We start from the raw sequence: 21,230 nt of genomic DNA on the forward strand, positions 1-21,230 counted from the left end.
CTTCTGGGAGCACATCACCAGCTATGTTGCCGGTTCTGAAGATTTGGATACAGCAATGCAGGCCATCGACGCGTCCTGGCCCAAGTAATATAGTAGCTAGCAAGTGAATTATGGGGTGAAAGGCAATGCTATTAATTTGCCTTTCACCCCAAAACTTTTTATCCTGTAATCAGCCAAAGGAGTTTTTTCCTGCGGGATAGTGATGCGCCACCCCGCTTTGAACCGACTGCCTTCCAAATAACAGAGTTCTTATCTTTACTCATTCTCTCTCTTCCTTATGCACCCCCCACCTCCAGGCACGGAGGTGGGGGACGGAGACGATTTTCCCTCAAACAGAGGAATTGATCCAAGGAGTAATACCATGTCTGAATATGCCCCCAGGCCTGAGCATAAATTTACTTTCGGCCTCTGGACTGTAGGCAACATTGGCCGCGACCCGTTCGGCGGCCCTGTCCGTGAACAAAAGACGCCCGCAGAACTCGTACGACTGCTTGGTGAGGTTGGAGCATATGGCGTCAACTTCCATGATAACGATCTGATCCCGATTGATGCCACACCAGCAGAAGCAGATGCGATTAAAAAGGATTTTCGCAAAGCGCTCTCCGATACTGGTGTCATCGTCCTAATGGCGACAACAAACCTGTTCAGTGATCCGGTCTTCAAAGATGGAGCTTTTACATCCAATGACCCGAAGGTGCGCGCCTACGCACTTCAAAAGACAATGATCGCCATTGACCTGGGCGTGGAGTTTGGTGCGAAGACCTATGTCTTCTGGGGCGGACGTGAAGGCACTGAAACTGATTCAAGCAAAAGCGCGGTTGAATCCATCAAACGATCCCGTGAAGCCATGAACTTCCTATGTGAATATGTAAAAGACAAAAAATATGACCTGAAATTCGCACTGGAAGCCAAGCCCAACGAACCTCGCGGGGATATTTACAACTCCACTACAGGACACATGCTGGCTTTCATTGAAACACTCGACCATCCCGAAATGGTAGGAGTCAACCCCGAAGTGGCGCACGAGCACATGTCAGGATTAAATTTCATGCACGGCGTTGCTCAGGCATGGGAAGCGGGGAAATTATTCCACATCGACCTCAATGATCAATATCCTGGCCGCTACGATCAGGATCTGCGCTTTGGTTCACGCGATATCAAGGCTGCCTTTTATCTCGTCAAGTTCTTGGAAGATGTGAAATACGATGGCCCGCGTCACTTCGATGCTCATGCCTATCGCACAGAAGATTACGAAGGCGTGAAGGATTTCGCGCGCGGTTGTATGCGCACCTATTCGATACTCAAAGATAAAGCCGCGCAATTTAACGTAGATAAAGAAGTGCAAGCCCTTCTGGCTGAGATCAATGCAGATGACGGCTCCATGAATCAATATTTTGGAAAATACAGCTCCGAAAAAGCCTCTGCATTGAAAGCACAATCCTTTGATCGCATTGCTCTTGGCAAACGCGGATTGAAATACGAACGTCTCGATCAATTGACCATCGATATTTTGCTCGGCGCAAGATAATCCGAAGATCACAAAATCGTAGTAACGACTTCAGTCGTTCTACTTCTACAGAGTATCGCATAATTTAGTAAACAAAAAGTTTTACTTTATTATGAGACAAGAGATAAAAAACGAGAGCGCCATGGACTCCATCAAACAATGTGCAAACAAAATAATTTCAGATATGAGTCTCGATGAGAAGCTTGCCCAGATTGAATCTTATTGGATGTACGACCTGCAAACCAAAGGTGAGCTGGATCAGGAAAAGATTTCAAACAAACTAAAGCATGGCATTGGGCAGATCACGCGTATTGCGGGCGTATCGACGCTTGCCCAAACTATGACCGCTGTTCAATAAACTTGCGGGGTGACTCAATGACATCCACATACCAAACTGGCGACATGGAAACTATAAGTTTTTTAGGGCAGGATTGCTGTTCATTAGTGAATGAGTCATTGAAGCTATTGGTTACTCAATCAGTTGGACCGCGCATTTCATCTTTGAGGTTTGCTGGTGGCGAAAATTTACTGGCAGAGCTATCCGATTTTGTAACAGATTGCCCCGGTACTGGAACATATCATTTCTATGGTGGACATCGTTTTTGGCATTCGCCAGAGGAACCTCGTCGTACTTATCTCCCCGATGATTCTCCCGTTGAGATCATTCCCGTTGAGAACGGATTATTGGTAACGCAAGATGTGGAAACCCAGACCGGCTTGCAGAAATCGATGGAAATTCGTTTTCCAGAAACAGCGTCACAAGTTGTGATTACACATCGTTTGTCCAATCATAGTCTGTGGCCGGTCACCTGCTCGCCGTGGGCCATTACACAATTCAAGACCGGGGGAGTTGCAATATTGCCACAGAATTGCAAAGACACAGGTGTGTTGCCCAATCGTTCGTTAACACTCTGGCCTTACACGAATTTATCTAACCCAAATGTGAGTTGGGGACAGAACTATATTTTGGTGCGCGCGGAGATGAACGAAGCTTTCAAAGTTGGGTTCCCGAATCCGCGGGGCTGGCTGGCGTATTGGCTCAATGAAACACTTTTTGTAAAACGTGCAGGCTATGATGCGAATTCGCGTTATTATGATTTTGGCAGTTCGAGCGAATGTTATTGCAATCATCAATTCATTGAACTGGAAACCCTCTCGCCGATCGAAACGATCGCTCCCGGCGCAACCGCGATGCATGAAGAAAGATGGGAACTCTATGGTGGAATTGATCGCCCTCGCAATGAAAAGGATGTGCAAGCGATTGTGGAGAAATTGGGATTGGAATAATGACAGTCCGCTCTCTGCGCCGGGGATGGCGCGGAGATTGCTCGAAAGCGCCGCCGAGGACGGCGGCTTGAGCTGCACTAGTTTAGATTGGAATAATGACTATGGATTACTTTCTCGGTATCGATACATCCACCACATCCAGTAAGGCATTATTGATTGACTTGCGTGGGGAGGTGATTGCAGTCGCATCCTCGCCTCATACGCTTCAAACGCCAAAGCCCCTCTGGTCGGAGCAGAATCCGCTTGAGTGGTGGGATGCGGTGGCAGCGAGTATTAAGTCCGTTTTGGAAAAAGCAGGTGTGAGCGGGGAAAGGGTCGCCGCCATCGGTTTGACGGGGCAAATGCATGGGCTTGTCCTGCTCGATGAAGCGGGCAATGTGCTGCGTCCTGCCATCCTGTGGAATGACCAGCGCACGCAGAGTCAATGCGATGAAATTCATCGACGAATTGGAAAAGAAAAATTTATTCAAATCACGGGCAATGTTGCGCTGACGGGTTTCACCGCGCCGAAGATCTTATGGGTGCAGGAAAACGAGCCCGAGGTGTATGCGAAGGCCAGGCATGTTTTGCTGCCGAAGGATTACATCCGCCTGAAGTTGACAGGTGAGTATGCGATGGATAAGGCGGATGGTGCGGGCACGGTTCTGTTTGATTTGAAAGCGCGTGATTGGTCTGCTGAAGTTTTGGATGCGTTGGGCATTGATAAGTCTTGGATGCCGCACACGTTTGAAGGAACTGAATTTACGGGGCATATCACCGAAGAAGCCGCTTCGATCACTGGACTGAAAGTTGGTACGCCCGTCGCGGCAGGCGGCGGTGACCAGGCTGCGCAGGCGGTGGGTGTGGGCGCGGTGGAAGCGGGTATTGTCGGGCTGACAGTCGGAACAAGCGGCGTGATTTTCGCAACGACTCCATCGGCGTTGATCGAACCCGAGGGAAGGCTTCACGCGTTTTGCCATGCGGTGCCTGGCATGTGGCACTTTATGGGCGTGATGCTTTCGGCAGCGGGCAGCCTACAATGGTATCGCGACACGCTTGCACCTGAGATGAGTTTTGATGATCTCGTGAAGGAAGCAGAGTCTACTCCTGCGGGATGCGAAGGTTTGTTGTTTCTTCCGTATCTGAGCGGCGAACGCACACCTTATCCTGATCCGTTGGCACGCGGTTCATTCATTGGATTAACTCTTCGTCACACGCGCGCGCACATGACGCGTGCCGTGTTGGAAGGCGTTGCTTTTGGTTTGAAGGATAGCTTCACGTTGATCCAAAATGCTGGCCTTGGAGAGATTACACAAGTCCGCGCTTCTGGCGGCGGGACGAAGGGTGCGCTGTGGCGACAAATTCTCGCTTCTGTCTTGGAAGCAGAGTTGGTCACGGTGAATACATCTGAAGGTGCAGCGTTTGGCGCGGCGCTTCTTGCAGGTGTTGGCGCAGGTGCTTGGGCAGACGTTCCAACGGCGTGCAAGGAAACTATCCGCATTACTGGGCAGACACTGCCCGATGATGAGCAAGTAAAGATTTATCGAAAGATGTATCCGCTTTATCAAGAGTTGTATCCAACGTTGAAAACAAGTTTTGAGAAGTTGAGTTCTACTTAATCTCGTCATTGCAAGGGGATGCTTTTCGCACGACACTTGCACCGCACTGAGTTTGTTGCAGTGCGGTGAGCAATCTCCAACTATGTATGAGATTGCTTCGTCGGGAAGAACACCCTCCTCGCAATGACGTAGCCAATGAGGTTATTATGCGTTATGGTCATTTTGATGATTCCAGTCGTGAATATGTCATTGAAACCCCTGAAACTCCTTTGCCATGGATCAACTATCTCGGCAGTGAATCCTATTTTGGATTGATCTCCAACACCGCAGGCGGATATTCTTTTTACAAGGATGCACGCCTGCGACGTTTGACTCGCTATCGCTATAATAACGCTCCACTGGATTCTGGCGGCCGTTACATTTATCTGCGCGATAACAACGCCTCGGACTCCGCCCGAACATGGTCCCCAACCTGGATGCCGACTCGTACGCCTCTGGATTTCTACGAATGTCGTCACGGCTTGGGCTACACCAGCATTCGCTCAAAATTGGCGGGAATCGAATCACAAACCCGGTACTTTGTGCCATTGGGTGAGAATCTTGAAATCTGGGAATTGACACTCACCAACCAGCGTGTCGAAGTTGCGGACTTATCCGTCTTCTCTGCGATTGAGTTCAACCTTTGGGACGCGATGGATGACGCAACAAATTTCCAGCGCAATTATTCCATTGGTCAGGTCGAGGTTGTCGACGATGTGATCTATCACAAGACCGAATACCGCGAACGCCGCAACCACTTTGCTTATTTTGCCTGCTCTGAAAAACTGACTGGCTTTGATACCCAGCGCGATGATTTCCTCGGTTCGTATCGCGGTTGGGATTCTCCGAAAGTTGTAGAAGTTGGTCAATCGGCAAACTCAATCACACATGGCTGGCAGCCAATTGGCTCGCACCATGTCAAAGTGCAGTTAAAGGTAGGGGAACAGAAAAAGATCATTTTCATCCTCGGGTATCACGAGAATCCGAAGGATGCGAAATTCGATCCTCCTGAATCTCAGACAATCAACAAGCGCACCGTGCTTCCAATCATTTCCAAATATTTGAAAGCTGATGAAGTTGAAAAGGCGTTTCAGGCTTTGCGCGTTCACTGGGAAGGGTTGCTTGAGAAATTTCAAGTAAGCACGCCCGATGTGCATACCAATCGCATGGTTAATATTTGGAATGCATATCAGACCATGATTACCTTCAACATGAGTCGCTCAGCTTCATATTTTGAAAGCGGCATCGGGCGCGGAATGGGATTCCGTGACTCGGCACAGGATTTGCTCGGTTTCGTTCATCTCATCCCTGAGAGGGCGCGTGAGCGCATTTTGGATATCGCGGCCACACAGCTTGAGACAGGCGGCGCGTATCATCAATACCAACCGCTGACCAAACGCGGTAATAATGACGTTGGCTCAGGTTTCAATGACGATCCGTTATGGCTGGTATTGGCCGTGACGGCGTACGTCAAAGAGACGGGCGACTTCAGTATTCTCAACGAGCAGGTCCCTTACGATAACAAGCCAGGTTCCGAAGAAGCTCTGTACGGACATTTACAGCGTTCCATTCAATACACACTGGATCGTCTTGGCCCGCATCAACTTCCGCTCATTGGCCGCGCGGATTGGAACGATTGCCTGAATCTGAATTGTTTTTCAGATACGCCAGGTCAATCCTTCCAGACAACAACCAATAAAGATGGCAAGGTGGCGGAGAGTGTCTTCATCGCTGGGTTGTTTGTTTTGGCGGCGAAGGAAATGATAGAGCTAAGTAGAAAGTGGAAAGTGGATTTCTCCACTCACCACTTTCCACTTTCCATCACTGACTTGCAAACTGCCTGCGAAAAAATGGAATCCACCATCTGGGCCGCAGGTTGGGATGGAGATTGGTTCCGCCGCGCGTATGATGATTTTAGTCACGTGCTGGGTTCAAAAGAAAATGATGAAGGAAAGATTTTCATCGAGCCGCAAGGGATTTGTGTGATGGCAGGTTTGGGCGTTGAAGATGGACGTGCCGTAAAAGCAATGAATTCTGTTGGTGAACATCTGGCTACGCCGCATGGCATCGTTTTGCAGCAGCCTGCTTTTAGCAAATATTATTTGCATTTGGGTGAGATCTCATCATATCCTCCGGGCTATAAAGAGAATGCGGGAATCTTCTGTCATACCAATCCGTGGGTGATGATCTCAGAAGCGAAGATCGGGCGCGGGGATAAGGCGCACGATTATTATTCGCGCATCAATCCATCAGCGCGTGAAGAGATCGGCGAGCTGCATCGCTGCGAACCGTATGTCTATGCCCAGATGATCGCGGGCAGGGATGCGGCCACACACGGTGAGGCAAAAAATTCCTGGCTCACTGGCACTGCCGCGTGGAATTATGTCGCCATCACGCAGTGGATACTGGGCATTCGCCCCACGTATGACGGCTTGCAGGTTGCGCCGGTTGTCCCGTCAGCGTGGGGGAACTTTGAGGTGGCTCGCAGTTATCGGGGAGTCCGATACGTTATTCAGGCGGAGAGAAAAGGCCCGGGCAACAGAATCCAGCTTGAGGTGGATGGAAAGTCCATTGACGGGAACATCATCCCGCTGCCTGCTGATAATGTAAAAGAAGTTTGTGTGCGTGTTACGATTCTATAAAGCCTCATTGGAGAATAACAATGGATAAGAAATTATTTCAACTTCCAAGCGACTTTGTTTGGGGCGCTGCAACTGCGTCCTATCAAATTGAGGGTGCATGGAATGAGGATGAAAAAGGCGAAAGCATTTGGGATCGGTTTAGTTATACGCCCAACTTGAAACGAAGGCTTTGGCGATATACTCAGACTCAACAGTGGTTCTCATAAAAAGGATTTCTTTACCGTGCATTCTATGAGTTGATGTCGTTGCGAGCCGCCGCTTTTGTACTTTGGCGGCGAAGCAATCTCATTATTCCCTAAAACAGGGGATTGCTTCGTCGGGCAGAGCAAAGCCCTCCTCGCAATGACATTTGTACGGTGGAGAAAAAGGATAAGCAAATGCTAAAACGGACTTTGGGCAAAAGCAAATTGGAAGTTAGTGCGTTGGGTATGGGATGCTGGGCAATCGGCGGCCCGTGGACCTGGGCGCAGCCGGGGAATGAACCCTTCCCTGCAGGCTGGGGAAACACAGATGATGACGAATCCATTCGCGCGATTCATGCCGCCCTGGAGATGGGAGTCAACTTCTTTGACACTGCCGCGAATTACGGAGCAGGTCATAGCGAAATCGTTTTGGGACGAGCATTAAAAGGCAAACGCGATAAAGTAGTGATCGCTACCAAGTTCGGGCATATCGTCAACGAGAAAGAAAAAACGGTTTACGGCGATTCCGATCAGATCATCAAGAATGTGCGGAAGGATGTGGAGAACAGCCTGCGCCGTTTACAAACCGATTTCATTGACATCTATCAATTGCACGAAGGCGGGCATGACCCCAAGCTGGCTTTGGAGTTGCAAGTGGTTTTGGAAGAGTTGGTATCCGCAGGCAAGATCCGCTGGTATGGTTGGAGCACAGATGTGGTTGATAGTGCTCGCGAATTTGCGGCTGGCACACATTGCACCTCCACTCAATTCCGTTTGAATGCCATCTATGACAACGCTGACATGCGCAAAGTTTGCGCAGACTTTGATCTGGCAGGCATCAATAAGGACCCGCTCAACAAAGGCATCTTGACAGGCAAGTTCAGCTCGACTTCCACATTCCCTGAAAACGATATCCGCTCACGAGCAAATTTTTCCGACCCTGAGATGGTCAAACGCTTGAATATAGTGAACGAAATCCGCGACATCCTCACCTCCAACGGGCGGACAATGGCGCAGGGCGCACTGGCATATATTTGGGCATTGGATGAACGCATGGTTCCCATTCCAGGATTCAAATCTGTGAAGCAGGTGAAAGATAACGCGGGCGCAATGGAATTCGGTCCGTTGATGGATGCGCAGGTGAAGGAGATTCAATCCATTGTTGGGAAGTATGAGTTGAAAAACTGAAACAAAATAGCGTGAGCCTGACGTTTTTGTCATAGGTGGCAAAGCCGTGTGAGCGTGTGGTCTGAGAATTTGAGGAGAAGATGGAACGAAGGGGCGAGAGAAGATGATAAAAGGTAGTTTAATAAAGCAAAAACAAAATGAGACAGACAATTGTCTGTCTCATTTTGTTTTTCTAAAACATCATTATTTCTTTCCCGAATTAAATCGCACCAATCTATCCCAATCAATCCTGCCTTCTACACAGAAGTCATCCATAAATTCTTGAGTGAAGAGATTTAATATTCGAGAATATTCAGTGAAAAATTCTTCGTTACGTTCTTTTGACCTATGGCCAAGTGGTTCAACTATATCTACAAACAGACTGTCATTTCCAGAAATAAATTCCCAAAATTCTTGGCCACAAAGTTTTAGATAATCAACTTTATCGGGTTGATTATCTCGCCCGTAACAACATCCATTTACTGCTTGTATATTTGCCTTATTGTTGCTTGTTCGTAAAATTCGTTTAGCCTGCTTGAAATTGTCCACCATTCGCTTGATTTGACTGCTATTGCCCCAATTGGGTCCAGATTTCACAGCGACAATGTATATAACATTCTCTCGCGTAAATTCTAAATCAATTCCTTCAGCGGAAGATTTTCTTCCTCCAAAAACCATGCCACATACAAATATGGCGAGTTTTTCCAAGAACTCGCCAAAAATAGTTTCTTCCTGTGAAGATAAATGGGCATCGAGAATAAGTTTTACTAAATCGTGAGCGTCGTTTATGTTTTTTGCTTTGAAGAGGTATGGATTTTTCCTATTCAAAACCTGAGTTAATTTCAAACTCTGGAGACTGCCAGCGCGACGCTCATGGAACTCTCCAATGTTACCTTCAACAAAATCAACGACGTCATTTAGATTTATTGGTCGCATATTTTCCCTTCTTTTCAAGTAAAGCCATTTGCGCGGGGCGTGTTTCCACAGCAGACTTCACACTTTGTTGAACTACCTTGAAATACTCAGGTAGGATTTCAATTCCTACTGCATTTCGTTCCATGCGTTGAGCAACAAAAACAGTTGTGCCTGAGCCCATAAATGGGTCTAAAACACAATCGCCTTTTTTAGTAAACAGCTTAATAAACCATTCTGGCAAATCTTCTGGAAAAACAGCACTATGGTTTCTGTTTTTTGTTTCGGTCGCCATGTGCAATACATTTGCAGGGTAGGCTTTTTCTCGCCCTATCCAGTTTGAAATTTTTTTTCCAAAGCCACTACCAACGCGGGAAGGGTCCCGCACCTTATCTGTTTCACTTAAGTTTTTAAGTCGCCTATTTGCCCAATCTCCCATTGGAACCATAACTTCATCTTGATACATGTGGAAGTGTCGGTTTTTATTAAACTGCAACAATCTTTCCCACGAATCACGAAAACGATTCGGCCACTTGCCAGGATAGGAATTTTTCTTATGCCAAATAAACTCTTCTGTCCAAAGCCATCCTTGTTTACGCATTTCCAAAATAAGCTCAATCACATAAGTATGACGTTCTCCACTTACTACCTTTTCTTTTATGTTCAAGACAAAAGTACCGGTTGGCTTTAAGACGCGTAACAATTCTCCTGAAATGGGTAGAAACCATTCCACGTACTTTTCTGGACGAACTCCACCATAGGTATGCGAGCGGCTATCTGCATATGGTGGTGATGTAAATATCAAATCAATGGAATTATCTTTGAGTTTTTTGAGTTCTTCGCGGCAATCACCAAGCATTAAATGAGCTTCGACATGTTTCATGGAATAGATTATACCCTTACACATTAGATTGATATTCTCACAGATACTATTTGGTTTGGTGAGAGTCCGTGCGGGAGGAAAGATGAATAAAAATTTGAGAGACAAAGAGAGATTTTGAAAGTCCACACACTTTAAAATCCGATCCAGAAACGCGAAACCAATATCACGAACAAATGGAGGCAAACATGATGGATCAGATTTTCGACTGGTGCGTGAATGTATTGATTTATTGGGCAAACATCTTTGGCATTACGTATAAAGAGATCAATGTCTGGGTTTTTGTCATCATCTGGCCTATATTGACTATTACATTGGTTGTCATTATCGTGAGGCAGCGAAAAAGAATCCAACAACTCTCAAAACAGAAGTAACACCAGATGTTATTGCATGAGTCTACGCCGGGAGGGGTTACAAACGGGACTCCGCTTCCTTTGCAATGGCTCTTTCTTTCTTCCTCTCCAGCATACCGCGGACTCGGGCGTGCCTTTCCCTGGTCAACGGGTAGAACCACGCCATCGCTACTGCGCTGAATAGAAGCAATGTTCCCAAAGGCCCGATCAAAAAGCGAATAGCTTGTAACGTGGGTGCAGATTGAGAAAATTGTGTCGCGCCAACGGGAGGAGATTGATATCCGAACCAGCCAAGGGTTTGCAGGGCAATGAAGATCGCCAGGGCACCGGTCAACTTGCGGACAAAATTTTTGACGCCGTAATAGATCCCCTCGCGGCGGCGGCCCGTGCGCAATTCGTCCCATTCGATTACATCCGGGAAAATGGCATCGGGTAAAACGTGCGCTGTTGAGACGCTGATGCCTGCCATAACGGCCAGCACAAGGATGTAAGTGATCTGCCCCGGTTGAATGGAATAGATCAAGAGTTGCACGAGTGCCCAAAAGGTCATACCGATAATGTAGGCCCGCTGTTTTCCAAGCTTGCGCGCCAGCCAAACCCAAAACGGCAGGACGATGACCGAGGTCACCAGCAGACAGGCAAAGACGGCTGACTCAAGCGAAAGTCCGAGCGCCTTTTGAAGCAGGTTGCCATCCGCAACCCAGTAAGCCAGAAAGAATGGCAATGCCAATGCAACCAGGTCGAAGGTGATCCAATTGAGCATATACAGGGCGGTTGCAAATCGGAAGGGAACATTTTCCCATGAGGTGCGTAAAGTTTGTAAAAACGGAATCTTGGGTTCAGCCACGTCATCAGCGTTGCCGCGTTCGCGTACAACTGCAAAGATCACAAAAAATGGGATGATGGCTAATCCGCCAAATAACGCAGAGACAATGAAGTATCCCTGCTGTTGAGTCGCACCGCCTGCCAGAACCGCATCCACAATGGATGGCGCAGCAACTGCGGTAGCCAGTGAAGCCAGTAGGTTGAAGAACATACGGTAGCCGCTCAAACTGGTTCGCTCATCGTAGTCAGATGTCATTTCTGGGGTCAGAGAATAAAACGGAATGGATACCAGAGTCTGAAGTGTGTCGCTCAACATAAAGGTCAGGCAGACGGTGGCGGCCAGCAGGTATTGATTTTCAAACGGCGGTGCCCACCATAGAGCGACGAAGCTCAACCCGAATGGAATTGAAAAAAGTAAAAGGAATGGACGCCGTCGTCCCCAACGTGAACGCACGCGATCACTGATCGTGCCGATGATCGGATCATTGATCGCATCCCAGATAATGCCGATCAATGCCGCGAAGGAAGCCAGGCGCGGCTCCAGCCCCACCACGTCTGTCAGAAAGATTGCATAAAATACCTGACGAAGCGTTCCGAAACTGGCCAGGCTCCAATCACCGGTGCCGTAGGCCAGCTTTGTCCAAAATGGAAGATAACCCTGCTTGATGTTTGTGGTCATATTTTTTCCTTTGGCGAGATTTATGTCGCTGCGAGCGGTTTATGCGAAGCAGTCTCCTCATCGCAATAGGAGATTGCTTCGTCGAGAAGAACACTCTCCTCGCAACGACATCATTTTTTATAACGCGTCATCCCATCCAGTAAGTCCAACACCATTTCTTTCAAATCTCCTCGATTTGGAAGTGAACCAATCAGACCGTACATGGGAGCCATCTTGCTCGGAAGCCCGCTTCCACCTCCGATCAAGCCTGATACTTTTTCCATCAAACTTGTGACCCACACTTCGGGCAGGATCCGCACCAGGAAATTAGCGATCTTGATCAACCATGCGTTGGCTGTCTTCTCAAAACTTGGCTTGCGAATGGCGTGTGCCGCATCAGTTAAATCGCTAAGGAATTCATCCACTACACTGACGTGACCAAACTGCACAGTCATATGCAACGTCGGCGGAAACTGTTGACGATCAAGATGCCAGTTGCGCTTCGTCAGTTCGTCGGCCAGGGAATATACATCCAGCCCATCGGAGCCAATCGCGAACACGCTCATCTCTGGGTTGCTGATAACTTTTAATCCGGGCGTGGCATTCACACCCTCCTGTAAACGATGTGTGACTTTCATAACGAGATCGGTCATTTCAAGATAACCAGATTCTCCCAGATAATTTAACACCGCCCATGCCGCCGCTATCGGAGCGCCCGGGCGTGTGCCTCCCATCGCCGGTGACGGATAAATTCCGCCCGGCCAATCGGTATGAACAAACATTTGAAAACGGCGTAATTCCGCTGTCTTATATAAAATGACGGATGCACCTTTAGCTGCATAGGCATACTTGTGCAAGTCCGCGGAAATTGAGGTTACACCGGGAACTGATAGATCAAAGTGGGGAACGCGGTAGCCGAGTTTGCGTACGAAGGGCAGCATGAAACCGCCAACGCAAGCATCCGTGTGAAAGAGGATGCCGTGTTCTTGGGCAATTGCTGCCAACTCGCGGATCGGATCCACCACCCCATGCGGGTACGCCGGGGCAGAACCGATCATCAGGATGGTATTGGCAGTTACAGCTTTTCGCGCAGATTCTACGTCGGCGCGGTAATCAGCCCGAACGGGGATATGAACCGACTTCACTCCAAAATACTCTGCTGCCTTTTCAAAAGCTGGATGTCCTGTAATGGGCAGGATCATCTCCGGCTGTTTGATCTCAGGGTGATTTTTACGTGCCCAATCACGAGCGGTCTTGACCGTCATCAAAAGGGATTCTGTTCCCCCGGAAGTGACTGTCCCTGCGGCATTATCATCACCACCCAGAAGTGAGGCTGCCATCGCAACGATCTCTGTTTCAAATTTTCGCAGTGATGGGAAGGCGGTGGGGTTCAAACCATTCTCGGAGAAAAATAAAAGAGACGCTTCTTTCAGCAGATCATCTACATCTTTGCCAGCGTGATAGACGAGACTGAAAGCGCGTCCCTTTTGCCATTGCACATCATGGTCGCGTGCGGCACGCATGGCTGCAAGGACTTCATCTTTTGATTTTCCAGTGGAGGGGAATGGGAGCGTCATTCGAATAGTTTAACATGCTTCTTCTTCATTTCAGATTGAGGGGAAATGAGAAATGAAACCATTTTGCACAAAAAGACTCCGAATTATTTCAGGGCTTTTTGGATTTAACTCAATTGCAATCCCTTATAATCACCTCATGTTCAAGCTCAAACAACACTTCCTCCTCGACCCATCTGTCACCTTTCTAAACCATGGTTCATTCGGCGCAACTCCCAAACCTGTTTTCAAAGAATATCAACGCTGGCAGCGTGAACTTGAGAATCAGCCCGTTGAATTCCTCGGCAGGCGTCACAATGACCTCATGCGCAACTCACGCGAAGCGCTTGCAAAATACCTCGGCACTTGTGCCGAGAATTTGGTCTATGCTCAAAATGTGACAATTGCCTTGAACATCGTGGCGCACTCACTGGAGTTGGGTGTTGGTGATGAGGTCTTGTCTACCAATCATGAATATGGTGCAATGGATCGCACCTGGCGTTTTCTATCAAAAGAACGTGGCTTCACGTATGTCAATCAACCTGTTGATCTAACTTCGCAGGATGCCTTCATAGAATCTTTTTGGAAAGGTGTAACACCACGAACTCGTGTCCTGTTTCTTAGCCATATTACTTCGCCAACGGCCACGATCTTTCCTGTTGGAAAAATCATTCAACTTGCGCACGCGAAAGGCATCCTCACCATCATTGATGGCGCGCATGTGGCGGGTCAATTGCCGCTTCAACTTGATTCGCTCGGCGCCGATTTCTATGCTGGAAATTTGCATAAATGGCTTTGTAGTCCGAAGGGTGTTGGCTTTTTGTATGCGCGGCCTGAAGTTCAGCATTTGCTCAAGCCCTTGGTCGTTTCGTGGGGATATGAATCCGAGACACCGAGCGGCTCCACTTTCATCGATCATCACGAGTGGTGGGGCACGCGTGACATCGCGGCGTTTTTATCCGTCCCTGCGGCAATTGAATTTCAGCAGCAGCATGATTGGGACAAAGTCCGAAGCGCCTGCCATCAATTGGCATGTGACACTTGGCGAAGGATCAACACATTAACGGGATTGACTCCGCTTCATCCCTCCGCCGAAAGCTGGTTCGCCCAAATGACAGTTTCTCGGCTCCCGGCAGATACCGACATCCTGGCCTTCAAGCAAAGGCTTTACGACGAATATCGCATCGAAATCCCATTGTTCGAGTGGCACGAGTACAAGTTAATGCGCCTCTCTGTACAGGGATACAACTCACAACGTGATATGGATACCCTGCTCAAAGCCCTAGAAGGAATGATCGCCTGATTCTTCGCAAACATATTTTCAGCTTCCTATTATTTTCCATACTGAATTTTCAAGTATGATAGGTTGTACGGAGGCACTGATATGAAACTCGTTCTGAAAAGTATTTTCATCTTATTGTTAATTTCAATCTTCATCTCGGCTTGTGGCGGCGGCACTGCAACTGAACAGCCAGCCCTTGAGGAGTTGTTGACTGCCAGCGTTGGCACGATGGTCCATTCTTTTTTTGAAACACAGACCGCCATGTACACGCCGCAAACCGCTACGCCCATCTCAACGCCCACATTTTTACCGACCTTCACACCCTTTCCATCTCCTACTTTCGCGTCACCCTCAGCCACTGTGGTTTATTTCGCGCCAGCAATCAACACATTCACACCCGGTGCGCCAACTACTACAGGCACACCGGCGACTGCAACGGTAAATGCAAATGCATTGGCCTATGGGTGCAACAACCTGGCTTTTATCCGCGATGTGAGCGTGCCGGCTGGAACGGTGTTCCAAAAAGATGAGGAATTTACCAAGACCTGGAAGGTGCAAAATACAGGCACATGTGAATGGTTGTATCGCTACAAGTTGGTTCTGCTCTCGGGTGGTGATGGCCTGGACGCTTCAGGCGATCATATCGACAGGGTAGTAACAGTTTGGGATTGGGCTGAGGTTTCGATCCATGTAACCGCACCTAAAAAAGCCGGTACCCATACCAGCTACTGGCGTATGGCAGATGGCGACGGACACATGTTTGGCGCAACTTTGACCCTTTCCTTCGTAGTGGCTGACTAAGCCGCTTGATATTGAATAAATGCAGACTCCTGCCTCACACAAATCGGATTTCTATATGAGAAAGCCGATAAGCTATATTATGTTGCTGGCGCTTCTCTCGCTAACCATTAGCCTGATTCCTACAACCGAAGCTTCTGCGAATTCCCCGGCGCAAACCCAGATCACTACGCCCGGTCAGCTTATTGAAGCCGTGAATAGCTTGCGCCTCTCATACGGATTGCCACCTCTGGCTACACATCCCATCTTGATGCAAACCGCGCAATCACAAGCTGATTACATGGCGGCTACCGGGCAGGTGACCCATTCGCGCCCGGGTGGAATCACTTATACCCAGCAATTGCTTTCACTTGGCTTTCCGCTTTCAGGTGACCTGTCCCTCGGCGGGTTTCGTGCAGAAAATATTTTGAGCAGTAGCGGCCCTCTCGCATGGGATGGCGTCCCGCTGGGTTGGCAGGATGAACAACACATGAATACCATGCTTTCGCAAAACTACACTCATATTGGCGCAGGCGTTTCGCAAGGCGCAGATGGCTATTTCTATGCAGTCGATACCGCCGCCGCAACTGGCAGCGGCCAAATGCAGAGTAGTGCATCCGCAATTCTCACCAGCGTCCCCGGCGGATCTGCAGCGGCAGCGGGAGTTAGTCAATACATGATTCCCGTGGTCATGAGCACTGCACGCCCGGATGGAGATGTTTTCCATAAAGTGCAATATGGTCAAACTTTGTGGAGCATCGCCATTACTTACGGCACAACCATCAAGAATATCCAGGCTTTGAACAACCTGGGCGAAGACCTGGTCGTATATCAAGGGCAACTATTATTGGTACAAAAAGCGGCTACACAACCAGCCCCACTGGTTCCTACATCAACTGCCATGCCCGAACTTACGATAACACCAGTATTAACAATCACAACCATCTCTGCCTCTACTATATCTGCCATGGCTTTCCCAACGGACTTGTACCCAACCTCCATACCAGAGGTTGTTGTGGAAATTGCAGAACCAATTTCATCTCCCGCATCATCCCAGTTTCTGGTTGTTCTTTTGATCCTCGCGGCATTTATAGGTGCAGGTGTGGCCGTCTGGTTGATCCGCGACCCGAATTGATATAAACAGGTATTCTCTTGTTGTGGTGTGCTTCGTCCTGAGCGGAGCCGCACGTTCTTGATCTTGTGCGGCGAAGTCGAAGGATAGGTTTAAGCGAAAATTTGGTAAATACTGGATAAGGTAAAATCCTTTCCGTTCGGCTTGTCTATAAAATAGTGTAAAGAAAGGTTTGTCTACACCGTATCGCATAATTTTCTAGACAGGAGATGTAATATTCACTTGCAATTTACAGCAAAAAGTTCATTGATTGATGAGGCAGGCGATAATTAACATGGATATTTCATTGGCATTAGGCGGTGGCGGGGCTAAGGGAAATTCCCATATCGGCGTACTTCGCCGGCTTGAAAAAGAAGGTTTTAGAATCCGTTCGATTGCAGGCACAAGCTTTGGCGGGCTTGTCGGTGTTTTGTACGCGGCTGGTCATTCGCCGCAGGATATTCAATCCATTTTTGAGTCGGTTGACCAAACCCGCATATACGGACATGGCAGCGGTGATGGTCCCTCTTTATGGGGTTTTGCAGGGGTTCGCAAGCTGCTTGAAAGAGTATTGGGAGATAAAACATTTGATGATCTACGCATCCCTTGCGCGGTGACGGCGGTGGATCTAAAGACTGGAACCGAGGTAAGCCTCGCTGAAGGACGTCTGAAAGAAGCAGTCCTTGCAACGATTGCCCTGCCTGGAATTTTCCCTCCAAGCTATTTAAACAGTTGGGAGTTGGTGGATGGCGGTGTATTGAACCCTGTCCCGGTTTCCGTGGCACGTACATTGTCGCCTGATTTGCCGGTTGTTGCGGTAGTGCTCAACGTTCCCATGGATCAACCGGTGCGCGGATATGCCTTTCATGTGCCAAGCATCCTGCCGCGCCCTATTGCCGAACGCCTGACTCGTATTTCCCTGGCACAGTCTCTCGATATTTTTCTACGCTCAGTCGATGTCAGCAGCCGTGCTGTAGCGCACCTGCGTTTGCAATTGGATAAACCCGATGTCATTATCCGCCCGGCGGTGTACGATATCGATATACTTGATAAAGTAGTGATCGCTGATGTGGCGCAGCTTGGTGAGTTGGCCGTTGAAGAAGTTTTGCCGCAGCTCAAGCGTGTTGTTTCATGGCAGAATCGTCTCGGCAGAGCCATTTTTGGATCAAATTAATGGGCCGTGATTTACGCAAATACGTGAAGGACACCAACACGCGCATTTTGATCGGCGCGTTCCTTTTGTTATTTATTATCGGCCTTGGTTTGATCTGGGCCATCTATGGATTTGGCGCGGCCGTTTCTGGTTTCCTTTGTTTGCTTGGCGCGTTGATTCCCATTGCTTTAATTTTCCTTGCCTTATTCGGACTGGATTGGATCGTAAAACGTGCAAACCGAGATTAACACCGAACTAATTGAATTTAATAAATGGACGCTGCGCATTCGCCCTTCGCAATCTGCAAAGCCGCGTTTGCTGCTCCTCATTCATGGTTGGACGGGCGATGAAAACTCAATGTGGGTTTTCACTCGTGGACTCTCGCCCAATTATTGGATGCTTGCGCCGCGTGCGCCTCATTCTGCCGACCCAGCTGGATTTTCGTGGCGTTCGCTTCAACCTGGGACTTTTGGTGTGCCCAGCCTCGAAAAGCTTTTACCCGCAGCTGAGGCGCTGATCCGCTTAATTGACGAGTACTCAGCTTCGGTTAAGTTGGAAGCGAAGCAATTCGACTTAATGGGATTCAGCCAGGGCGCGGCAATGGTCAATGTGATTGGAATGTTGTATCCGCATAGAGTCGGCAAGATGGGTGTGCTGGCGGGGTTTGTGTCGCCTGGCTTGGACGATTTGATTTCCAAAAAGCCGCTTGTCGGGAAAAATATTTTTGTTGCGCATGGCACGCAAGATAAAATGGTTCCTATTGATCTTGCGCGCACTTCGGTTGGATTGCTGGAGCAAGCCGGTGCGCAGGTGACATATTGCGAAGATGAGGTCGGCCATAAGTTGAGTGCCAAATGTTTGCGTGCACTTGAAAGTTATCTCGCTTCTTCCGCTGGGGAATAAGAGGCGCGGGCAAGATTAATTTATGCTCACGCCGTTGTTGACGCTGATATTATTTGCAAGTATCCTTTAGGCACCCTTGCGAAAGTTGATTGTAGGTCAGGCTTGCAGCCTGACGCTTGATTGAATCATGAGTTTTGGCGGGTTACAAAGCTGCCCTACAAATACTTATGCAAGAGACCTAATTTTTTATCATAGCAAAAGGTGCATTATGAGAAGACCACTATCACGACGTGACTTTCTAAAACTGGCAGGGGTTGGCTTGGGCGCAATGGCGTTCAATCCATTTAAATATCCCAGGCTTGAAGCCTTGTATACACCGAAGCGATTACCGCAATTCCCTATCAGCGAGATCATTGGCCGCGTAGTGGATGATGCTCCTCTTCGTGCTCGCCCTACCGATGACCCTAATTTGGATACCCCAATCACAACATTAGGAGCGGACACTCTTGTGGAATGGAACCGCGAAGTGGTTGGAAATGTGATTTTTGGCCTGTCCAACCAGCGTTATATTGAGACGCCTCAGGGGTATGTTTATGGTTCGGTGGTTCAACCTACTCGCAACCTTCCCAATACACCGATCACAGAAATGCCCGCCGGTCAGACCGGCTTCTGGGTGGAAGTGACCGTGCCTTACATTGACCTGACGCATGAAGGCGTTGTTGCCTCACCCTGGCTTCAGGATCATATTGTTTATAATTTTCCGCCCCGCCTTTATTATGGTCAGGTTGTATGGATCGACCAGATCCGCCAGAATAACGGCTTCGTGGAATATCGCTGGAATGAGGATGCCAACGGACATGGTTATGGATATGGCGGTTACGGTGAATTCTTCTGGCTGGATGGCGCGGGTGTTAAGGTTCTCACTGAAGATGATGTGGCCCCCATCAGCCCGAATATTGACCCGGCCGAGAAGACGATCTCCGTAGACCTTGATTATCAGTATTTATCCTGCTTCGAAGGTAAAAATGAAGTCTTCTTTTGCCGCGTCTCTACTGGAAAAGATTATGACCCCGTCACAGGCGAAATATCAGATGAGTATGCGACCCCGGCTGGTAACTTAATAACCCATTGGAAAATTATTTCTAAAAACATGACCGCTGGCTCTGCCCAGTCTGGTTATTCCACTCCAGCGGTTCCCTGGTCTACGTTTGTCAGCGGCGAGGGCATTGCCATTCACGGCGCTTTCTGGCACAATGCTTTTGGCGAGAAACGCTCGCATGGCTGTATTAACGTCTCGCCTGAAAATGCAAAATGGATATTCCGCTGGACGACGCCCTACATCTCCCTTGCTCAAAGTGAAATGCGCATGTCCCTCCCCGATCACGGCACGATTGTAGAATCAACTGAGCGAACGTTTTAATTTGGAGCATACACCTGGCGGAGTCTGAAATCTCCTGATTTCAGATTGCACGCAGGGCGGAGTCCCTGTCATATTGAGGATCTAAAAATTCATGGAAATTTCTCAAATTACTGTGTGGCTGGCTTTTCTGGCCGGGTTGGCCTCATTTCTTTCACCTTGCGTGTTTTCGCTCGTACCTGCTTATGTGGGTTATCTGGGCGGACGCGCGGCAGGTTCGGGTGACCAGCCCAATCGCTGGTTGACCTTTAGCCACGGCTTGGCTTTTGTGCTAGGCTTCAGCGCTGTATTCATTTTGCTGGGTGTGGCGGCTTCCTTTGCGGGCGGATTACTTTACGATCTGCGCGGTTGGCTGGCAAAGATCGGCGGCATCGTCGTCATTATCTTCGGTCTGCATATGATCGGTGTGATTCGCATCCCGTTCCTTGCCTATGACACACGTGTACAGCAAGCTCCCGACCCAAAATTAGGTTATCTTTCATCTGCTTTGATGGGAGTATTCTTTTCCGCGGGTTGGTCTCCTTGTGTAGGCCCCGTCCTCGGTGCGATTCTCACTCTTGCGATCAATGGCGGCTCTGTCTCACATGGGGCCACGCTGCTTACATTTTATTCGGCAGGTTTGGCGATTCCCTTCCTGGTGGCCGCGCTCGGTATTGGCTGGGTGACGACCATTCTAAAAAAATATAACAAGGCCATGCATTACGTTGAAGTAGCAATGGGTGTGGTGCTTGTGATCGTAGGTATCATGCTCTTCACGGGCATATTTGAACTGATCGCCCAGCAAGGCCAGTTCTTCTATTTTGATTTTGGAATTTAGTCTGCAATTTTCGCTCTTTCGGGGGCTTCGCAAAGCACCCTTTGGGGCAGAAAGAGCGAAAGAAAAACACTGTAATTGATAGACGCTAAAGGTTTTAGCGAACGATATGAAAAGTTTGCAAGAAGAACTCTGGTAAAAATATAGTTTTGATTGCAACAAAAACCTTTAGAAATTGTCTGAAAAGTAGGGGCACAGCGAGTCAATTCAAGATTTTGGCCGTAAATCGTTTCGCTGTGTCCCTACAAATCCATATATAAAGTTGAGATTTTAGACAGTCTCTAGGGTCT

At 48.5% G+C, this 21,230-nt stretch carries 19 protein-coding genes and 1 pseudogene; 16 read left to right on the forward strand and 4 right to left on the reverse strand.

All coding sequences use genetic code 11. From position 1 onward, the window contains the following. The first annotated feature begins 361 nt into the window (after positions 1–361). The 7 genes and pseudogenes from xylA (at position 362) to AC14M5_RS22725 (ending at position 8,383) form a co-directional block, all read left to right on the forward strand. Positions 362–1,528 carry a xylose isomerase gene (gene xylA, locus AC14M5_RS22695; RefSeq protein WP_484032004.1) on the forward strand — a complete coding sequence of 389 codons (1,167 nt, stop codon included), beginning with the start codon at positions 362–364 and terminating at the stop codon, positions 1,526–1,528. A 121-nt stretch (positions 1,529–1,649) separates the two neighbouring features. Continuing rightward, complete coding sequence (locus AC14M5_RS22700; RefSeq protein ID WP_484032005.1) at positions 1,650–1,865, forward strand: hypothetical protein; 216 nt, start codon at positions 1,650–1,652, stop codon at positions 1,863–1,865. Positions 1,866–1,882: 17 nt separating this feature from the next. Next, a complete protein-coding gene (locus tag AC14M5_RS22705) occupies positions 1,883–2,794 on the forward strand; it encodes a hypothetical protein (protein WP_484032006.1) in 912 nt (303 codons plus the stop codon). Positions 2,795–2,895: 101 nt separating this feature from the next. After that, entirely contained in the window at positions 2,896–4,392 is a 1,497-nt protein-coding gene (gene xylB / locus AC14M5_RS22710; protein WP_484032007.1) for a xylulokinase, read from the forward strand. A 146-nt stretch (positions 4,393–4,538) separates the two neighbouring features. After that, entirely contained in the window at positions 4,539–7,013 is a 2,475-nt protein-coding gene (locus tag AC14M5_RS22715; protein WP_484032008.1) for a glycoside hydrolase family 94 protein, read from the forward strand. Positions 7,014–7,033: 20 nt separating this feature from the next. Continuing rightward, a pseudogene (locus AC14M5_RS22720) lies at positions 7,034–7,165 on the forward strand (family 1 glycosylhydrolase); the annotation flags it as partial. A 225-nt stretch (positions 7,166–7,390) separates the two neighbouring features. Continuing rightward, positions 7,391–8,383 carry an aldo/keto reductase gene (locus AC14M5_RS22725; RefSeq protein ID WP_484032009.1) on the forward strand — a complete coding sequence of 331 codons (993 nt, stop codon included), beginning with the start codon at positions 7,391–7,393 and terminating at the stop codon, positions 8,381–8,383. Positions 8,384–8,566: 183 nt separating this feature from the next. Here the strand turns inward: AC14M5_RS22725 and AC14M5_RS22730 are convergent, their stop codons facing one another. Next, on the reverse strand, positions 8,567–9,298 hold the full coding sequence (locus tag AC14M5_RS22730; RefSeq protein WP_484032010.1) for a PmeII family type II restriction endonuclease: 732 nt from the start codon (positions 9,296–9,298) through the stop codon (positions 8,567–8,569). Next, positions 9,276–10,157, reverse strand: a complete 882-nt coding sequence (locus AC14M5_RS22735) for a DNA-methyltransferase (protein WP_484032011.1) — start codon at positions 10,155–10,157, stop codon at positions 9,276–9,278. Before AC14M5_RS22735 ends, AC14M5_RS22730 begins: the two co-directional genes overlap by 23 nt. 185 nt (positions 10,158–10,342) lie before the next feature. Here AC14M5_RS22735 and AC14M5_RS22740 point away from each other — a divergent pair, with 185 nt between their 5' ends. Continuing rightward, complete coding sequence (locus AC14M5_RS22740) at positions 10,343–10,528, forward strand: hypothetical protein (RefSeq protein ID WP_484032012.1); 186 nt, start codon at positions 10,343–10,345, stop codon at positions 10,526–10,528. Between the two features lie 37 nt (positions 10,529–10,565). On the opposite strand, the gene AC14M5_RS22745 is transcribed toward AC14M5_RS22740, so the two are convergent. Together AC14M5_RS22745 and AC14M5_RS22750 are read right to left on the reverse strand one after the other, a co-directional pair. Next, a complete protein-coding gene (locus AC14M5_RS22745; RefSeq protein WP_484032013.1) occupies positions 10,566–12,011 on the reverse strand; it encodes an MFS transporter in 1,446 nt (481 codons plus the stop codon). A 110-nt stretch (positions 12,012–12,121) separates the two neighbouring features. Then, complete coding sequence (locus AC14M5_RS22750; protein WP_484032014.1) at positions 12,122–13,567, reverse strand: pyridoxal phosphate-dependent decarboxylase family protein; 1,446 nt, start codon at positions 13,565–13,567, stop codon at positions 12,122–12,124. A gap of 136 nt (positions 13,568–13,703) precedes the next feature. Here AC14M5_RS22750 and AC14M5_RS22755 point away from each other — a divergent pair, with 136 nt between their 5' ends. The 8 genes from AC14M5_RS22755 to AC14M5_RS22790 all read left to right on the forward strand — a co-directional run bounded on the left by AC14M5_RS22755 (position 13,704) and on the right by AC14M5_RS22790 (position 20,943). Further along, positions 13,704–14,846: an aminotransferase class V-fold PLP-dependent enzyme gene (locus AC14M5_RS22755; protein WP_484032022.1), complete on the forward strand. Its 1,143-nt coding sequence runs from the start codon at positions 13,704–13,706 to the stop codon at positions 14,844–14,846. Positions 14,847–14,927: 81 nt separating this feature from the next. Beyond that, positions 14,928–15,626: an NBR1-Ig-like domain-containing protein gene (locus AC14M5_RS22760; RefSeq protein WP_484032015.1), complete on the forward strand. Its 699-nt coding sequence runs from the start codon at positions 14,928–14,930 to the stop codon at positions 15,624–15,626. Positions 15,627–15,681: 55 nt separating this feature from the next. Further along, positions 15,682–16,737 carry a CAP domain-containing protein gene (locus tag AC14M5_RS22765; protein WP_484032016.1) on the forward strand — a complete coding sequence of 352 codons (1,056 nt, stop codon included), beginning with the start codon at positions 15,682–15,684 and terminating at the stop codon, positions 16,735–16,737. A gap of 271 nt (positions 16,738–17,008) precedes the next feature. Further along, on the forward strand, positions 17,009–17,887 hold the full coding sequence (locus tag AC14M5_RS22770) for a patatin-like phospholipase family protein (RefSeq protein WP_484032017.1): 879 nt from the start codon (positions 17,009–17,011) through the stop codon (positions 17,885–17,887). Beyond that, positions 17,887–18,114, forward strand: coding sequence for a hypothetical protein (locus AC14M5_RS22775; RefSeq protein WP_484032018.1), 228 nt, complete (start codon positions 17,887–17,889; stop codon positions 18,112–18,114). Before AC14M5_RS22770 ends, AC14M5_RS22775 begins: the two co-directional genes overlap by 1 nt. After that, a complete protein-coding gene (locus AC14M5_RS22780) occupies positions 18,098–18,769 on the forward strand; it encodes an alpha/beta hydrolase (RefSeq protein WP_484032019.1) in 672 nt (223 codons plus the stop codon). The genes AC14M5_RS22775 and AC14M5_RS22780 overlap by 17 nt, the downstream gene beginning before the upstream one ends. Positions 18,770–18,977: 208 nt before the next feature. Then, positions 18,978–20,129, forward strand: a complete 1,152-nt coding sequence (locus tag AC14M5_RS22785) for a L,D-transpeptidase (protein ID WP_484032020.1) — start codon at positions 18,978–18,980, stop codon at positions 20,127–20,129. 91 nt (positions 20,130–20,220) lie between these two features. Further along, positions 20,221–20,943 (forward strand): cytochrome c biogenesis CcdA family protein, encoded by a 723-nt coding sequence (locus AC14M5_RS22790; protein ID WP_484032021.1) that lies wholly within the window; start codon positions 20,221–20,223, stop codon positions 20,941–20,943. The last annotated feature ends 287 nt before the right edge of the window (positions 20,944–21,230 follow it).

The sequence above is a fragment of the Candidatus Villigracilis sp. genome (genome assembly GCF_057083605.1).

Bases quoted from the DNA above. Each gene is read 5' to 3' on its own strand.
- AC14M5_RS22700 (WP_484032005.1), top strand. From the start codon at position 1,650: ATGGACTCCATCAAACAATGTGCAAACAAAATAATTTCAGATATGAGT.
- AC14M5_RS22715 (WP_484032008.1), top strand. From the start codon at position 4,539: ATGCGTTATGGTCATTTTGATGATTCCAGTCGTGAATATGTCATTGAA.
- AC14M5_RS22705 (WP_484032006.1), top strand. From the start codon at position 1,883: ATGACATCCACATACCAAACTGGCGACATGGAAACTATAAGTTTTTTA.
- AC14M5_RS22730 (WP_484032010.1), bottom strand. From the start codon at position 9,298: ATGCGACCAATAAATCTAAATGACGTCGTTGATTTTGTTGAAGGTAAC.
- AC14M5_RS22785 (WP_484032020.1), top strand. From the start codon at position 18,978: ATGAGAAGACCACTATCACGACGTGACTTTCTAAAACTGGCAGGGGTT.
- AC14M5_RS22740 (WP_484032012.1), top strand. From the start codon at position 10,343: ATGATGGATCAGATTTTCGACTGGTGCGTGAATGTATTGATTTATTGG.
- AC14M5_RS22750 (WP_484032014.1), bottom strand. From the start codon at position 13,567: ATGACGCTCCCATTCCCCTCCACTGGAAAATCAAAAGATGAAGTCCTT.
- AC14M5_RS22790 (WP_484032021.1), top strand. From the start codon at position 20,221: ATGGAAATTTCTCAAATTACTGTGTGGCTGGCTTTTCTGGCCGGGTTG.
- AC14M5_RS22735 (WP_484032011.1), bottom strand. From the start codon at position 10,157: ATGAAACATGTCGAAGCTCATTTAATGCTTGGTGATTGCCGCGAAGAA.
- AC14M5_RS22725 (WP_484032009.1), top strand. From the start codon at position 7,391: ATGCTAAAACGGACTTTGGGCAAAAGCAAATTGGAAGTTAGTGCGTTG.
- AC14M5_RS22765 (WP_484032016.1), top strand. From the start codon at position 15,682: ATGAGAAAGCCGATAAGCTATATTATGTTGCTGGCGCTTCTCTCGCTA.
- AC14M5_RS22760 (WP_484032015.1), top strand. From the start codon at position 14,928: ATGAAACTCGTTCTGAAAAGTATTTTCATCTTATTGTTAATTTCAATC.
- AC14M5_RS22770 (WP_484032017.1), top strand. From the start codon at position 17,009: ATGGATATTTCATTGGCATTAGGCGGTGGCGGGGCTAAGGGAAATTCC.
- xylA (WP_484032004.1), top strand. From the start codon at position 362: ATGTCTGAATATGCCCCCAGGCCTGAGCATAAATTTACTTTCGGCCTC.
- AC14M5_RS22755 (WP_484032022.1), top strand. From the start codon at position 13,704: ATGTTCAAGCTCAAACAACACTTCCTCCTCGACCCATCTGTCACCTTT.
- xylB (WP_484032007.1), top strand. From the start codon at position 2,896: ATGGATTACTTTCTCGGTATCGATACATCCACCACATCCAGTAAGGCA.
- AC14M5_RS22745 (WP_484032013.1), bottom strand. From the start codon at position 12,011: ATGACCACAAACATCAAGCAGGGTTATCTTCCATTTTGGACAAAGCTG.
- AC14M5_RS22775 (WP_484032018.1), top strand. From the start codon at position 17,887: ATGGGCCGTGATTTACGCAAATACGTGAAGGACACCAACACGCGCATT.